The sequence below is a fragment of the Teichococcus aestuarii genome, assembly GCF_042651065.1.
Classification (GTDB): Bacteria; Pseudomonadota; Alphaproteobacteria; order Acetobacterales; family Acetobacteraceae; genus Pseudoroseomonas; species Pseudoroseomonas aestuarii.
This window is the reverse complement of record NZ_JBHSCH010000010.1, coordinates 35,087-50,250: the sequence shown is the minus strand read 5'-3', so window position 1 is coordinate 50,250 and position 15,164 is coordinate 35,087. Positions and strand designations below refer to the sequence as shown.

Genomic DNA, 15,164 nt, shown 5'->3' with positions numbered 1-15,164 from the left:
CAGAGAAAGGTTCCTGATGCGCCTCGCCACGCTGCTTGTCCAGGGTCGTCCTCTCGTTGCGCTGGTCAGCGCGGAAGGCGACCGCTTCCATCCCCTGGCCGAGGCCCTGCCGGGCCTGCCCGAGGCCGCCGCGCGGGACATGACGGCCGCCATCGCGCACCTGGCCGAGAGCGGCGCGCGCCCGGCGCCCTCCGGCCCCGGCCAGCCGCTGGACCCGGCCCTGCTGACCGCCCCCCTGCCCCGCCCGCCGCGCAACATCTTCTGCGTCGGCAAGAACTACCACGCCCATGCGCGGGAATTCGCCAGCAGCGGCTATGATTCCAGCGCCGCCGGGGCGGCCGACGCCATTCCCGCCGCGCCCATCATCTTCTCCAAGCCCTGGACCAGCATCTCGGGCCCCGCCGCCGACATCCCGCTGCTGCCCGGCCTCGATGGCGGGGTGGATTACGAGGCGGAGCTGGCGGTCGTCATCGGCCGGGGCGGCCGCGCCATCCCGAAGGCGCAGGCCATGGCGCATGTCTTCGGCTACACGGTGGTCAACGACGTCACGGCGCGGGACCTGCAGCAGACCCACAAGCAGTGGCTGCTGGGCAAGGGCATCGACGGCTTCTGCCCGATGGGCCCCTGGATCGTCACCGCCGACGCGGTGGAGGCCGGCGCGATGCGCGTCACCTGCACCGTCAATGGCGAGCCGCGCCAGGATGCCAGCACCGCCGACCTGATCTTCGACATCCCGACGCTGATCGAGACCATCTCGCGCAGCATGGCGCTGCTGCCGGGCGACGTCATCGCCACGGGCACGCCGGAGGGCGTCGGCATCGGCTTCAGGCCGCCGCGCTTCCTGCGCGAGGGCGACGTGGTGGAGTGCGCGATCAGCGGCATCGGCCGCATCCGCAACACGCTGCGCCGCGTGGCCTGAACCAAGCGCCTGCCCCGGCGGCCCAGGCCGCCGGACGCCAAGGCCCGGCCAAGGGCCAAGAAGAAGCCACCGGCCCAGCCGGGGAGAAAACCCGGGGAGGAAACGATGATGCTGCGACGACATCTCCTGGCCGGAGGCGCGGCCCTGTCCGCCGCCCGCCCCGCCCTTGCCCAGAACACCGGCGCCGCGGCGGAAGCCTATCCGTCCCGCGCCATCCAGATGGTGGTGGCCTTCCCGCCGGGCGGGCAGGCCGATGTCACGGCGCGGCCCGTGGCCGCTGCCCTGGAGAGCGCCTTTCGCCAGCCCGTGCCGGTGGTCAACCGCGCCGGCGCGGGGGGCATCGTCGGCACCGCCAGCGTGGCGCGGGCGCCGGCGGACGGCCACACGGCGCTGCTCGCCCTCTCCTCGCTCAGCGTGCTGCCGGAGGCGGAGCACATCCAGGGCCGCACCCCGGCCTACACCGTCGACCAATTTGCGCCAATTGCCCGCATCACCGCCGACCCCACGCTGCTGGTGGTGCCCGCCGGCGCGCCCTGGCAGAGCCTGGAAGAGTTCGTGGCCGATGCCAGGGGGCGGCCCGGCGCCATCACCTATGGCTCGGCCGGCAACTACTCCACCCTGCACGTCGCCATGGCGATGCTGACCGGCGCGGCGGGGCTCGACCTGCTGCACGTGCCCTTCCAGGGCGGCGGGCCGGCGCTGACCGCGCTGCTGTCCGGCACGCTGGACGCGCTGGCCTCCGGCCCCGGCCCGGTGCTGCCGCATCTGCGCGAGGGCCGGCTGCGCGCCCTGGCCTGCTGGGGGGCGCAGCGCATCCCCGGCTTCGAGACGGTGCCGACCTTCATCGAGCGCGGCTTCCCGGAGGTGGAGTTCTACATCTGGACCGGGCTGTTCGTGCCCGCCGCGACGCCGGAGCCGGTCCAGGCGCGGCTGCGCGGGGCGCTGCGCGCCGCCTGCGAGGGGCCGCAGCTGCGCCGCGCCCTGGAGGCCGCCGGCAGCCCCGTCGCCTACCAGGAGGGGGAGGCGTTCGCCCGCTTCTTCGCCGCCGACAATGCGCGGCTGATCCGCGCCGTGCAGCGCATCGGCAAGGTGGAGTAGGGCGCGCGGCATGGGGAGCGCTAGGGAGGCGGTCAGGGGGGCGCCCCGTGGCCTGCCATCTGCTAGACACCGCGCGGCCAGAACCTTCTCACCCTCCGGGCGCCGCTGCCCGGACGCCGCCGCGAGGACACCGCCATGCATCGCCGCACCCTGGCTCGGCTGAGCGCCGGCGCCCTCTCCCTGCCCTTCCTGCGCGGCGCCGGCGCGCGCGCCGCCGGTCCGGCGGTGCTGCGCATCGGCTGGCTGCGGGCGCCGAACGACATCACCACCGGCCGTGCCCGCGGCACGCTGGAACGGGCTGCCGCGGCGCAGGGCGCGCGCGTGGAATGGGCCGGCCCCTTCGCCGCCGCCGCCCCGGCGCTGGAGGCGCTGAACGCCGGCAGCATCGACATCACCGCCGGCAGCTCCCCCGCCTGCGTCACCGCGCTCTCGGCCGGCATCCCGATGCTGATCTTCGCCTGCCAGAAGATCGCGCCGGCGGCGGAGGGCATCCTGGTGCGGCAGGATTCGCCGGTCCGCACCCTGGCGGATCTGCGCGGGCGCAGCGTCGCGGTCAACCGCGGCGGCACGGGCGAATACCTGCTGGTGCGGGCGCTGGAGCGCGCGGGCATCGACCCCGCCGGCGTGCGCCGCGCCTATCTCAGCCCGAGCGACAGCGGCGCGGCCTTCGTCCAGGGCCATGTCGACGCCTGGGCCAGCTGGGACCCCTTCATCACCATCGCGCAGCGCAGCCACGGCGCGCGGGTGCTGGCCGACGGCGCCGCGATCGGCTCGGACAACGCGGTGACGCTGATGGCGCACAGCGACATGGCGGCGCACCGGCGGCCGCTGCTGCAGGCCGTCTTCGCCGCCTGCCGCGCGGACAATGACTGGGCCCAGGCCAACCCGGCCGAGGCCGGGCGGATCTGGACCGAGGCGATGGGCCTGCCGGAGGCGCTGGCCCCCGCCATCGGCGCCAACAACGCCGTGCCGATGCGGGCGCCGACCGAGGCCGATGTGGCGCAGATCGAGCGCATCGCCGACTGGTACGTGGCCAACCGCATCGTGCGGCGCCGGCCGGACATCGCCCCCGCCGTGGTGAGGCTGGAGGGCTGACAGCGGCAGCGCCGCGCTGGCCGCCTCCACCGGCCCTGCCGAGGGGGAGCGCCGGGCGATGCGGAGCACGCGGGATGGCGGCCCTGGCACCGCGGGGGCGGGCCGGCCCGCAGCCCGGCGCTGCCGGGTCCGCCGTTGCGGGGATGGCAAGGCCAGCCGCCGCCTCCCAGCCCGTCACAGGGATTTCCCGTGACAGAGATTTAATGCCCGACCGGTGACGCCGGAACGCCGGCTCGCGCCTTCATGCCATGTGCCTCCCCCGCTGGCGCAGGAACGGCGCCTTTCCGGATGCGGGCGCGGAACTTGGATGAGCCTGGATGCAGCATTTCAGCCAGAGCGCCGATACCCTGCTGCGTTTCGCTCTGGCGGCCATCGTCCTGGCGTTCGGCCTTGCCGTCGTGCTGCTCCTCGCCTGGCCCTTCACCACCCATGCGACGGGCCAGGGCAGGGTCGTGGCGCAGCCTGTCCAGTTCAGCCATGCCCACCATGTCGGCGGGCTGGGGCTGGATTGCCGCTACTGCCATGACACGGTGCAGCGCTCCCGCTTCGCCGGGCTGCCGCCGACCCACACCTGCATGACCTGCCATTCCCAGGTCTGGACGCAGGCGGAGATGCTGGCGCCGGTGCGCCGGAGCCTGGCGGAGAACCGGCCGCTGGCCTGGAAGCGCGTCCACGACCTGCCGGACTACGTGTTCTTCGACCACAGCGTGCATGTGGCCAATGGCGTCGGCTGCAGCACCTGCCATGGTGCGGTGCAGACCATGCAGCAGATCTCGCAGGCCGCGCCCCTGACGATGGAATGGTGCCTCGACTGCCACCGGAACCCGGCGCGCTGGCTGCGCGAGGAGGACCGGGTCTTCGACATGCAGTGGACGCCGCCGCCGGACCAGGCCGAGCGCGGCCGCCGCCTCCTGGCGCATTACGGCATCCGCGCCGAGCACCTGACGGATTGCTCGCGATGCCACCGCTGACGCCGCCGCTCGGCCGCCGCCAGGCCGCCCTCGGGCTGCTCGCCTCGGCCCTGGCGCTGACGGGGTGTGGCGAGCCGGAGCAGGAGATCCTGCCCTACGTGCTGCAGCCGGAGGGCGTGACGCCGGGGGTGCCGCGGCACTTCGCCACCAGCCTGACCCTGAACGGCTATGCGCGCGGCGTGGTGGCCACCGTCTTCGAGGGCCGGCCGGTGAAGCTGGAGGGCAACCCGCTGCACCCGGCCAGCCTGGGCGCCACGGATGCCTTCACCGAGGCCGCCATCCTCTCCCTCTACGATCCCGACCGCTCCCGCGCCGTGCGGCAGGGCGGGCGGGTGAGCAGCTGGGACGCCGCCCTGCAGGCCCTGCTGCCGCGGCTGCGGGCGCTGGAGGCCTCGGGCGGCGCCGGGCTGCGGCTGCTGACGGGCCATCTCACCTCGCCCACCCTGCTGCGGCTGATCGGCGCCCTGCGGCAGCGTTTCCCCGCCCTGCACTGGCACGCGCACGAGCCGGTGGGCGAGGAACACGCTCTCGCCGGCGCCGCCCTGGCCTTCGGCGCCCCACTGGTGGCGCGGCCACGGCCGGAGGCGGCGCGGGTGATCCTCTCGCTGGAGGCCGACCCGCTGGGGCCGGGCCCGGACCAGATCCACCACGCCCGCGCCTTCGCCGCCCGCCGCACCGCGCGGCGCGGACGGGACGAGCCCTTCGCCCGACTCTACGCGCTGGAATCCGGCCTCTCCGTCACGGGCGCCAAGGCGGACCACCGGCTGGCGCTGCCCCCCGCCGGGGTGCGGGACGTGCTGGTGGCGCTGGCGGCGCGGCTCGGGGCCGGCCTGCCCGCCCCGGCGCTGCCGCCCGAGGCGGCGCGCTTCCTCGACGCCCTGGCGGATGACCTCGCCGCCGCGCCGGGCGCGGCGCTGGTGCTGGCCGGCCCCTGGACGCCGCCCGAATGGCAGGCCCTCGTCCACTGGATCAACGACCGGCTGGACGCGCCGATCGACTGGCTGGCGCCCCCGCCCGAACAGCCCGAGGACCTGCCCGCCCTGGCCGCGGCGCTGCGGCAGGGCGAGGCCGGGATGCTGGTCATCCTCGGCGCCAACCCGGCCTATGACGCGCCGGCCGATCTCGGCTTCGCCGGCCTGCTGCGGGAGAGCGCGGCCTTCACCCTGCATCTCGGCCCCTGGCGGGACGAGACGGCCGCGCTCTGCCAGTGGCACCTGCCCGGGCATCATCCGCTGGAGGACTGGTCCGACGCGCGGGCGCCGGACGGCACGGCCAGCATCGCCCAGCCGCTGATCCGGCCGCTCTACGGCACCCGCCCGGCGGCCTGGCTGCTGGGGGCGATGGCGGGGCGGCTCGACCTCGACGGCCACACGGCCCTGCGCGAGACCTGGGCGGCGCGATGGCCCGCCGGCAGCTTCGAGGCCCATTGGCGGCAGGCGCTGCATGACGGCGTGGTGGCGGGCAGCGCCGCGCCCCCCCTGCCGCGCCCGGTGCCCCGTGCCCCGGCGCTCCCGCCCGCCCCGGACGGGGCGTTGACCCTGCTGCTGCGGCCGGACCCCATGCTGTGGGACGGGCGCTTCGCCAACAATCCCTGGCTGCAGGAATGCCCGAAGCCGCTCACCCGCCAGGTCTGGGGCAATGCCGCGCTGATGGCGCCCGCCGAGGCGGCGCGGCACGGCCTGGCCGAGGGCGACGTGGCACGGCTGCGGCTCGGCGGGCGCTCGCTGGAGGTGCCGGTGCTGCCGCAGCCGGGCATGGCGCCGGGGGTGGTGCTGCTGCATCTCGGCCATGGCCGCCGCCGCGCCGGCGCCATCGGCGACGCGGTGGGGGCGGATGCCTATGCGCTGCGGCAGGGCGCCGCCTGGTCGGCGCCCGGGGTCACGCTCGAGCGCGCCGGGCGCCGCGAGGCGGTGCTGCGGCTGCAGGACATGCACCGGCTGGAGGGAGAGGCGGAGACGCTGCTGCCGGCGATGATGCTGGAGCAGTTCCGCGCCCGCGCCGCCGCCCCGCCCGTGGAGGAGCCGCCGCCCCCCAGCCTCTACCCGCCCGCCCTGCCCGCCGGCACGCCGGCCTGGGCCATGGTGATCGACACCACCCTCTGCATCGGCTGCAACGCCTGCATCACCGCCTGCCAGGCGGAGAACAACATCCCCGTGGTCGGGCCGGAGGAGGTGGCGCGCGGCCGCGACATGCACTGGCTGCGCATCGACACCTACAGCCACGGGCCGGAGGACAGGCCGCGCCCCGGCTTCCAGCCCGTGCCCTGCATGCATTGCGAGGCCGCGCCCTGCGAGCCGGTCTGCCCCGTCGCCGCCTCGGTGCACGATGCGGAGGGGCTGAACGTGCAGGTCTACAACCGCTGCGTCGGCACCCGCTTCTGCCAGGGCAACTGCCCCTACAAGGTGCGGCGCTTCAACTTCCACGGCTATGCCGACGGGCAGGAATACGCCAACCAGGGCGCGCCCGTGGTGGCGGCGCAGCGCAACCCGGAGGTCTCGGTGCGCGTGCGCGGGGTGATGGAGAAATGCACCTACTGCACCCAGCGCATCAGCGCCGCCCGGCGTGCCGCGGAACGCGAGGGCCGCGCCCTGCGCGAGGGCGAGGTGCGCACCGCCTGCCAGTCCGCCTGCCCGACCACGGCCATCATCTTCGGCGACCTGCGCCAGGAGGGCGCCGCCGTCGCCGCGCTGCGGCGGGAGCCGCAGCACTACGCGCTGCTCGGCCATCTCGGCACGCGGCCGCGCACCACCTATCTGGCGCAGATCCGCAACCCCAACCCGGCGCTGGAGGACCCCGGGGCATGAGCGCCGGGCCGGAGGAGGCGCTGCTGCCCCGCGGCACCAGCTACGGCGCGCTGGTCGGGCTGGTGGCGGACCCGCTGATGCGGCGCCGCGCCGGGCGCCCCTGGCGCATCGCCTTCGCCGTCTCGGGCATGCTGACGCTGCTGCTCGCGGGCTGCACCGCCTGGCTGTTCCTGCGCGGCATCGGCATCCTCGGCAACAACACCGCCGTGGTCTGGGGCTTCCCGATCGCCAACTACGTCTGGTGGATCGGCATCGGCAATGCCGGCACCTTCATCTCGGCGGCGCTGCTGCTGACGCGGCAGCCCTGGCGGGCGGCCATCAACCGCTTCGCGGAGGCGATGACGCTGTTCGCGGTGGGCATCGCCGGGCTGTTCCCCATCCTGCATCTGGGGCGGCCGCACTACGCGCTGTGGCTGACCCCCTACCCCAACACCCAGGGCCTCTGGCCGCAGTGGCGCAGCGCGCTGGTGTGGGATTTCGCGGCCATCGTCAGCTACCTGACGTTCTCGCTGATGTTCTTCTATCTCGGCCTGATCCCGGACCTGGCGACGCTGCGCGACCGCGCGCAGAGCCGCGCCGGCCAGGTGATCTACGGCGTGCTGGCGCTGGGCTGGCGCGGCTCGGCCCGCCACTGGCACCTGCACGACACGCTCTACCGCACCCTGGCGGCGATGGCCCTGCCGCTCGTCGTCTCGGTGCACAGCGTGGCGGCGATGGATTTCTCCGCCAGCCTGATGCCCGGCTGGCAGGAGACGATCTTCCCGCCCTACTTCGTGGTCGGCGCGCTGTTCTCCGGCTTCGGCATAGTGGTGGTGCTGGCGGCGCTGATCCGCTGGGGCCTGGGCCTGCAGGCGATCATCACGCCGCGGCACTTCGCGGTCATGGGCAAGGTGCTGCTCGCCGGCTCGCTCGGCATGGCGCTGTGCTACGGCACCGAATGGTTCTCCGCGTGGCAGGCGGAGGATCGGGCGGAACGCGAGCATCTGCGCGCGCTCTTCACCGGCCCCTACGCGCCTCTCTACTTCGCCATGCTCGGCTGCAACCTGCTCGTGCCGCAGCTGCTGTGGTCAGGCCGCCTGCGCGGCAGCATCCCCGCCGTGGTAGGCGTCGCGGTGGTGCTGAACATCGGCATGTGGCTGGAGCGCGTGCTGATCATCTGGAACACCCTGTCGCACGGGCACCTGCCCTCGATGCATGGCGTGTTCTCTCCCACTCTCTGGGACTGGCTGATCCTGGCCGGCTCGCTCGGCTTCTTCGCCTTCCTGATGCTGGGCTTCGCGCGGCTGCTGCCGGCCGTCGCCATGCACGACATGGGCAAGCTGCTGCGGCGGCAGCGGAGCGGCGCATGAGCGGCCTGCTGCTGGCCGAGTTCCGCGACCCGGAGACGCTGGTGGCGGCGGCGCGGCGGGCGCGGCAGGCCGGGCTGCGCGGGCTGGACGCGCACACCCCCTTCTCCGTGCCCGAGCTGGCCGAGGCGCTGGCCCTGCCCCGCCCCCGCCTGCGCCCCGTGATGCTGGGGGCGGGGCTGGCGGCGGCCGCGCTGGTCTATGCCTTGTGCTGGTACAGCGCCGTGATCGGCTATCCGCTGAACCTCGGCGGCCGGCCGCTGAACAGCTGGCCCACCTTCCTGGTGCTGAGCTTCGAGGGCGGGGTGCTGGCGGCCAGCGTCGCCGGCTTCCTCGGCTTCTTCCTCGGCACCGGCCTGCCGCGCCTGCACCACCCGGTCTTCGCCGCACGCGGCTTCGCGCGCGCCAGCCAGGACGGCTTCTTCCTGGCGGTGGACGAGCCGGGCCTGGAGCCGGCGCGGCTGGCGGCGCTGCTGGACGGGCTCGGCCCCCTCTCCGTGCGGGCGGTGGAGCCGTGAGGGCCGCCGCCTGCGCCCTGCTGCTGCTCGCCGGCTGCAAGCTGGACATGGCGCAGCAGCGGCGGCTCGACACCTATGAGCGCAGCGGCCTGTGGCAGGACGGCACCACCGCCCGCCCGCCGCCGGAGGGCGTGGTGGCGCAGGGCGACCTGGCGCGGGAGGCCGCCGCCGCCACGCCGCCGCCCGCGACCCCCGCCCTGCTGGCGCGGGGGGAGGCGCAGTACGCCATCTTCTGCACCCCCTGCCACGGCGCCGCCGGCGCGGGCGACGGCATGATCGTCCGCCACGGCTTCCCCGCCCCGCCCAGCTACCACACGGCCCGCCTGCGCGCCGCGCCCGCCCGGCACTTCTACGACGTGATCGGCGATGGCTACGGCATCATGTACGGCTATGGCGACCGGCTGGCGCCGCCCGACCGCTGGGCGGTGGTGGCCTATATCCGCGCCCTGCAGCTCTCCCGCCTGCCGCGGGCGGCGGAGGCCGCCCCGTGAGGCCGCCCCCCTGGCAGGGGCCGGCGCTGCCCCTCGGGCTTTGCGGCACGGCGGTGCTGGGGCTGGCCCTCCTGCTGTGGCCCGCGGCACGGCCCGCCCTGGCGGCGGGCTGGCTGGCGGCGCTGCTGTTCTGGCTGGGCATCGCGCTCGGGGCGCTGGCGCTGCTGGCCATCCATGCCCTGACCGGCGGGCGCTGGGGCACGGCGCTGCGGCCCGTGCTGGCACCGGCCGCGGGCAGCCTGCCCCTGTTCCTGCCGCTGGCCCTGCCCCTGCTGCTCAGCCTCGGCGTGCTCTACCCCTGGGTGGCGGAGCCGGAGCTCGCCGGCCATCCGGATGTAGCGCGGCTTTATCTCAACGCTGCCGGCTTCATCCTCCGCACGGGGCTGGCCTTGCTGCTGTGGTCGGCCCTGGCCTGGCTGCTGCTCCGGCTGGAGCAGGGCCCGGCGCGGCAGGGCGTTGCCGCGCTCGGCCTCGTCCTGCACGGCGTGGCGGTGACGCTGCTCGGCTTCGACTGGGTGCTGTCCCTGGCGCCGCACTTCCATTCCACCGCCTTCGGCCTGTCGCTGCTGGTCTCGCAGCTGCTGGCCGCGCTGGCCTGGGCGGCGCTGTGCCGCGGCACGGGGGAGGATGCGGCGGCCGATCTCGGTGGCCTGCTGCTGGCGGCGGTGCTGGGCGCGCTCTATCTCGGCTTCAGCCAGTATCTCGTCATCTGGTACGGCAACCTGCCGCACAAGGCCGCGTGGTACCTGGCGCGCCAGGCATCCCCCTGGCTCTGGCTGGAAGCCCTGTCGCTGCTGCTCTCCGGCCTGCTGCCGCTGCTGGTGCTGCTGCCGGGCGGCCTGCGCCGCAGCCCGGCGGCGCAGGCGCGGCTGGCGCCCTGGCTGCTGGCGGGGCTGTCGCTGCACCACGCCTGGCTGGTGGCGCCGGCGGCGGGGCCGTGGAGCCTGCCGGCCGCCGCCCTTGCCATGTTGTCCATGGGTGGGCTGTGGCTCGGCCTGGCCTACCGGCCGCTGGCGGCATGGCTGGCCCCCGCCCCGCAGGGACGGGCGGCATGAGCAATCCCCTGGAACGGCGCGAGACGCTGGCGCTGCGGTCCTGGGCCATCCTGGGCGTCGGGCTGGGCACGGCGGCCTTCCTGGCGCTGGTGATGGCCGGGCTGTTCCTCCTCTACCGCTGGGCGCAGGCGCCGGAGCGCTACAGCCCGCCCGAGCGCTTCGCGCCGCCGCGGCTGGAGACCGACCCCGCCGCCGCGCTGCGCGACTTCCGGGCCGCGCAAGCCGCCCAGCTCGAGGCCGGCGACGATCCGCCGCGCCGCGCGGTGGCCGAGGCGATGGCGCTCATCGCCGCACGGGGCGCGGCGGCCTACGACCCGCTGGAGCCGCCCGCCGCGCCGCCGCCGCCCACCCGGCGGGAGGCCGCGCCATGAGGCGGCTGGCCGGGGCGGCTTTGCTGGCGGCGCGGCTGGCGGCGCTGCTGCCGGGCGGCGCCCGGGCCGCGCTGACGGAGGCGCAACTGGCCGGGGTGGCCTTGCACCCGCCACCCGGGGCCGCGCTGCCGCCAGGGCTGGCCCTGCGCGACGAGGCCGGGCACCCGGTGCGGGCGGGCGCGGCGCAGCAGGACCGCCCGGCCGTGCTGGTCTTCGCCGACTACACCTGCACCGTGCTCTGCGGCACGGCGCTGGGGCTTGCCGCCGCCGCCCTGGCCGAGACCGGGCTGCGCGCCGGCGCGGATTACACGGTGCTGGCGCTCGGGCTCGACCCGAAGGACGGCCCCGCCGCGGCCGCCGCCATGAAGGCGCTGCACTTCCCCGCCGCCCCTGCCGGCGCCGTGCGCTTCCTGGGCGGCGACGCGGCGGCGCTGCAGGCCGCGCGCTCCGCCTTCGGCTACGAGGCCCGCTACGACGCGGAGACCGACAGCTACGCGCACCCCCTGGGAGTTCTGGTGCTGGCGCCGGACGGGCGGCTCTCCCGCGTGCTGGGCGGGCTGGCGCTGGACCCGCCCGCCCTGCGCCTGGCGCTGGTGGAGGCGGCGGAGGGGCGGCTGGGCAGCCTCGGCGAGCGGCTGCGCCTGTTCTGCTACGGCTTCGACGCGGCGCGGGGGGTCTGGACCGCTTGGATCCGACGCGTGCTGATGCTGGGCAGCGTGGCGACGAGCCTGGCGCTCGGCGGCTTCATGCTCTGGGCGCTGCGGCGGGAGCGGCGGGCATGAGCGGCATCGCCTTCTGGCCCCCGGCGGCGTCGGAGGTGGCGGCGGGGGTGGACGCCATCGTCATCGCCATGCTGGCGATCAGCGGCGCCATCGTGCTGCTGGTGGCGGCGCTGCTGCTGGGCTTCGCCATCCGCTACCGGCGCGGCTCGGCGGCGCGGCGCGGCGAGCTGCCGGAGCTGATCCAGAAGGAGGTCGAGGTCGGCTGGACCGCCGCGACCGCCTTCCTGGCGATGTTCCTGTTCGCCTGGGCCAGCATCGCCGTGCTCGGCGGGCAGCGCGGCGACCCGGACGCGCTGGAGATCCACATCCTGGCCCGGCAATGGATGTGGAAGGCCCGCCACCCGGACGGGGCGCGGGAGATCGACGCGCTGCACCTGCCGCGGGGCGAGCCGGTGCGCCTGGTGATGCGCTCGGAAGACGTGATCCATTCCTTCTACGTGCCCGCCTTCCGCCTGAAGCAGGACGTGCTGCCGGGGCGGATGACGCAGCTTTCCCTGAAGCCGACGCAGACCGGCGAGTTCCCGCTGTTCTGCGCCGAGTATTGCGGCACCCTGCATTCGCGCATGCTGGGCAAGGTGGTCGTCATGGAGCCGGAGGATTATGCGCGCTGGCGGGCCGCCCAGCCCCAGGCCGACGACTTGGCGCGGGAAGGCCGGGCGCTGTTCGAGAGCGTCGGCTGCTCCGGCTGCCACGCGCCCGCCTCGCGCGTCCACGCGCCGGAGCTGCGCGGCCTCTACGGCCGGCAGGTCGCCCTGGCCGATGGCAGCGTCCGCCGCGCGGACGAGGCCTATCTGCGCGATTCCATCCTCCAGCCGCGCCGCGACATCGCGGCCGGCTACGAGCCGGTCATGCCGCCCTTCGCCGGCATCCTCGGCGAGGGGGAGCTGCAGGCCATCCTGGCCTACCTGATGTCCATGCCGGCGCGGGGCGCGTCTCCCGGGGAGCCACGAAACATGAGCAGCGAGCCGTGAGCGAGCTGGCGGCGGGCCGTGTCCGCCCGGCGGAGGGGCCGGCCGAACCCTGGCCCGACAACTACCTGACGGCGGAGCAGGGCCTCGGCTCCTGGCTGCTGACGACCGACCACAAGCGCATCGCGCTGCTCTACATGGCCACGCTGCTGGCCTTCTTCGTCATCGGCGGCTTCGGCGCGGTGATGATCCGGCTGGAGCTGTTCACGCCCGGGCAGGACCTGATGACGGCCGACGCCTACAACCGCATGTTCACCCTGCACGGCACGGTGATGGTGTGGTTCTTCCTGGTCCCCTCCATCCCGAACACGCTGGGCAACTTCCTGCTGCCGCTGATGATCGGCGCGCGCGACCTGGCCTTCCCGCGCGTGAACCTGCTGAGCTGGTACCTGTTCGTGGGCGCGGGCCTGCTGCTGGTGGTGGCGCTGGTGGCGGGCGGGGTGGACACGGGCTGGACCTTCTACACGCCCTTCTCCACCATGTTCTCCAACGGCTACGTGCTGCTGGCGGCGCTGGCGGTCATCCTGGCGGGGTTCTCCTCCATCGCCACGGGGCTGAACTTCATCGCCACGGTGCACCTGCTGCGGGCGCCGGGGATGCACTGGTTCCGGCTGCCGCTGCTGGTCTGGGCGCTCTACGGCACCTCGGTGGTGATGGTGCTGGCGACGCCGGTGCTGGCCGCCTCGCTGCTGCTGATCGTGGCCGAGCGCGCCTTCGGCCTGCCGGTCTTCGACCCGGCCCAGGGCGGCGACCCGCTGCTGTTCCAGCACCTGTTCTGGTTCTACAGCCACCCGGCGGTGTACATCATGATCCTGCCCTCCTTCGGCGTGATCAGCGAGATCGTCACCTGCTTCGCGCGGCGCCGCATCTTCGGCTACACCTTCATGGTCTACGCCATCCTCTGGATCGCGGTGGTGGGCTTCCTGGTCTGGGGGCACCACATGTTCGTCTCCGGCCAGTCGCTCTTCGCCAGCCTGGTCTTCTCCTTCCTGTCCTTCGTCATCGCCGTGCCCTCGGCCATCAAGGTCTTCAACTGGACCTTCACCCTCTACCGCGGCCAGATCACCTTCGAGGCGCCGATGCTCTACGCCCTCGGCTTCATAGGGCTGTTCACGCTGGGCGGGCTGACCGGGCTGTTCCTGGCCGCCATCCCGATCGACGTGCACGTGACGGACACCTACTTCGTGGTGGCGCATTTCCACTTCATCATGGTGGGCGGCGCGGTGACGGCGCTGTATGGCGGCCTCTCCTTCTGGTGGCCCAAGATCACCGGGCGGCTCTACCCGGAGGGCTGGGCGCGCTTCGCCGCCATCCTGATGTTCTTCGGCTTCGCCTTCACCTTCTTCCCCATGTTCGTCATGGGCTTCGCCGGCATGCCGCGGCGCTACGCCGCCTATCCGCCCGAGTTCCAGATCTGGCACGTCATGTCCTCCTGCGGCGCGGTGCTGCTGGCGGCGGCCTACCTGCTGCCGATGGCCTATCTCACCTTCTCGCTGTTCCGCGGCGCGCGGGCGACCGACGACCCGTGGGATGCCACGGGCCTCGAATGGCGCACCGCCTCGCCGCCGCCGCGCGGGAATTTCGGCGTGCTGCCGGTGGTGGCGGAGGGCCCCTATCTCTACCACCCCGAGGCGGAGGGCCCGCACCATTCCGAGCGGGAGCCGCACCAGAACCAGGGCGGCAACCTGTGAGCGGCGGGGCGCTGCGCGAGCCGTGGCACAGCCTGCGCCGCCAGCGCGAGGCGGCCAGCTTCGGCATGTGGCTGTTCCTGGCCAGCGAGGCCCTGCTGTTCGGCGGGCTGATCCTGGCCTTCATCGCCACGCGCTGGTTCCATCCGGCGGCCTTCGCCGCGGCCGGGCGCGAGGCCGACATCGTCTATGGCACGGCCAACACGCTGCTGCTGCTGACCAGCAGCCTGACGATGGCGGTCGGCGCCCAGGCGGCGCGGGCCGAGCTGCCGCAACTGGCGGGCCGGGCGCTCGGGCTGACCCTGGCGCTGGGCCTGGCCTTCCTGTGCCTGAAGGGGCTGGAATGGCGCACCGACCTGGCGAAGGGGCTCTGGCCCGGCCCCGGCTTCGCGCTGGAGCAGCCGGCGGCGCGGGTCGCCTTCGCCTTCTACTGGCTGCTGACCGGGCTGCACGGGCTGCACCTGCTGGGCGGCCTCTCCGCCATCGCCTGGCTGGCCGGCCAGGCGGTGCTGGGCCGCCGCCCCTGGCGCAGCCCGGCCTTCGAGGCGGCGGCGCTGTACTGGCACCTGATCGACGTGGTGTGGGTGTTTCTCTACCCGCTGCTCTATCTCGACGGGCGCGCGGCATGAGCGGGCGCTCGAGCAGGCGGTCGAGCAAGCGCTCCCTGGGGGAAGCCACGCCGCGCAGCGCCGGGGCCATCCTGGCGCGCAGCCTGCCGGTGTGGCTGGTTCTGGTGGGGCTGGCCCTGGCCAGCTGCGCCCTGGCCTACCTGCCGATGGGCCGGTGGAACATGGCCGTGAGCCTTGGCATCGCCGCCGCCAAGATGCTGCTGATCGGCCTGTTCTTCATGCATCTGCGCCGCCCCGATCCGCTGCTGCGGCTGGCGGGCGGGGCCTGGCTGCTCTGGGTGGGGTTCCTGGCCGCACTGGTCTTCGCCGACCAGGCCACGCGCGCGCCGCTGACCCAGCCGGAGCACATGGAAGACAGGACGATGGAGCCGCCGGAGACTGCGGGCGGCCGCTCCGGCTTCTAGAGCAGATCGCAAGCAGGCTGCTTCG

Annotated in this window: 15 protein-coding genes; all 15 read left to right on the top strand. The window is 74.4% G+C overall.

The genetic code is table 11. The features are described from left to right. The first annotated feature begins 16 nt into the window (after positions 1 to 16). The 15 genes from ACFOY6_RS06740 to ACFOY6_RS06670 all read left to right on the top strand — a co-directional run bounded on the left by ACFOY6_RS06740 (position 17) and on the right by ACFOY6_RS06670 (position 15,139). On the top strand, positions 17 to 919 hold the full coding sequence (locus tag ACFOY6_RS06740; protein ID WP_379649720.1) for a fumarylacetoacetate hydrolase family protein: 903 nt from the start codon (positions 17 to 19) through the stop codon (positions 917 to 919). A gap of 108 nt (positions 920 to 1,027) precedes the next feature. Beyond that, positions 1,028 to 2,017, top strand: a complete 990-nt coding sequence (locus ACFOY6_RS06735) for a tripartite tricarboxylate transporter substrate binding protein (RefSeq protein ID WP_379649718.1) — start codon at positions 1,028 to 1,030, stop codon at positions 2,015 to 2,017. A gap of 135 nt (positions 2,018 to 2,152) precedes the next feature. Next, positions 2,153 to 3,112 (top strand): aliphatic sulfonate ABC transporter substrate-binding protein, encoded by a 960-nt coding sequence (locus ACFOY6_RS06730; RefSeq protein WP_379649716.1) that lies wholly within the window; start codon positions 2,153 to 2,155, stop codon positions 3,110 to 3,112. A 317-nt stretch (positions 3,113 to 3,429) separates the two neighbouring features. Then, positions 3,430 to 4,083, top strand: a complete 654-nt coding sequence (locus tag ACFOY6_RS06725; protein ID WP_379649714.1) for a cytochrome c3 family protein — start codon at positions 3,430 to 3,432, stop codon at positions 4,081 to 4,083. Then, the gene (locus tag ACFOY6_RS06720) at positions 4,071 to 6,887 is read left to right on the top strand and encodes a 4Fe-4S dicluster domain-containing protein (protein WP_379649712.1); all 2,817 of its coding nucleotides are present in this window, start codon (positions 4,071 to 4,073) and stop codon (positions 6,885 to 6,887) included. Before ACFOY6_RS06725 ends, ACFOY6_RS06720 begins: the two co-directional genes overlap by 13 nt. Then, positions 6,884 to 8,236, top strand: a complete 1,353-nt coding sequence (gene nrfD, locus ACFOY6_RS06715; RefSeq protein WP_379649710.1) for an NrfD/PsrC family molybdoenzyme membrane anchor subunit — start codon at positions 6,884 to 6,886, stop codon at positions 8,234 to 8,236. Before ACFOY6_RS06720 ends, nrfD begins: the two co-directional genes overlap by 4 nt. After that, on the top strand, positions 8,233 to 8,751 hold the full coding sequence (locus ACFOY6_RS06710; protein ID WP_379649708.1) for a DUF3341 domain-containing protein: 519 nt from the start codon (positions 8,233 to 8,235) through the stop codon (positions 8,749 to 8,751). The genes nrfD and ACFOY6_RS06710 overlap by 4 nt, the downstream gene beginning before the upstream one ends. Continuing rightward, positions 8,748 to 9,242, top strand: coding sequence for a c-type cytochrome (locus ACFOY6_RS06705; RefSeq protein WP_379649706.1), 495 nt, complete (start codon positions 8,748 to 8,750; stop codon positions 9,240 to 9,242). The genes ACFOY6_RS06710 and ACFOY6_RS06705 overlap by 4 nt, the downstream gene beginning before the upstream one ends. After that, a complete protein-coding gene (locus tag ACFOY6_RS06700; RefSeq protein WP_379649704.1) occupies positions 9,239 to 10,297 on the top strand; it encodes a hypothetical protein in 1,059 nt (352 codons plus the stop codon). Before ACFOY6_RS06705 ends, ACFOY6_RS06700 begins: the two co-directional genes overlap by 4 nt. Then, positions 10,294 to 10,668, top strand: coding sequence for a hypothetical protein (locus ACFOY6_RS06695; protein ID WP_379649702.1), 375 nt, complete (start codon positions 10,294 to 10,296; stop codon positions 10,666 to 10,668). The genes ACFOY6_RS06700 and ACFOY6_RS06695 overlap by 4 nt, the downstream gene beginning before the upstream one ends. Beyond that, positions 10,665 to 11,450 (top strand): thioredoxin domain-containing protein, encoded by a 786-nt coding sequence (locus ACFOY6_RS06690; RefSeq protein ID WP_379649701.1) that lies wholly within the window; start codon positions 10,665 to 10,667, stop codon positions 11,448 to 11,450. The genes ACFOY6_RS06695 and ACFOY6_RS06690 overlap by 4 nt, the downstream gene beginning before the upstream one ends. Next, positions 11,447 to 12,421: a cytochrome c oxidase subunit II gene (gene coxB, locus ACFOY6_RS06685; protein WP_379636677.1), complete on the top strand. Its 975-nt coding sequence runs from the start codon at positions 11,447 to 11,449 to the stop codon at positions 12,419 to 12,421. Before ACFOY6_RS06690 ends, coxB begins: the two co-directional genes overlap by 4 nt. Then, positions 12,418 to 14,109 carry a cytochrome c oxidase subunit I gene (locus ACFOY6_RS06680; RefSeq protein WP_379649699.1) on the top strand — a complete coding sequence of 564 codons (1,692 nt, stop codon included), beginning with the start codon at positions 12,418 to 12,420 and terminating at the stop codon, positions 14,107 to 14,109. Before coxB ends, ACFOY6_RS06680 begins: the two co-directional genes overlap by 4 nt. Next, positions 14,106 to 14,735, top strand: a complete 630-nt coding sequence (locus tag ACFOY6_RS06675; RefSeq protein WP_379649697.1) for a cytochrome c oxidase subunit 3 — start codon at positions 14,106 to 14,108, stop codon at positions 14,733 to 14,735. Before ACFOY6_RS06680 ends, ACFOY6_RS06675 begins: the two co-directional genes overlap by 4 nt. After that, positions 14,732 to 15,139: a cytochrome C oxidase subunit IV family protein gene (locus ACFOY6_RS06670; RefSeq protein ID WP_109518178.1), complete on the top strand. Its 408-nt coding sequence runs from the start codon at positions 14,732 to 14,734 to the stop codon at positions 15,137 to 15,139. Before ACFOY6_RS06675 ends, ACFOY6_RS06670 begins: the two co-directional genes overlap by 4 nt. The last annotated feature ends 25 nt before the right edge of the window (positions 15,140 to 15,164 follow it).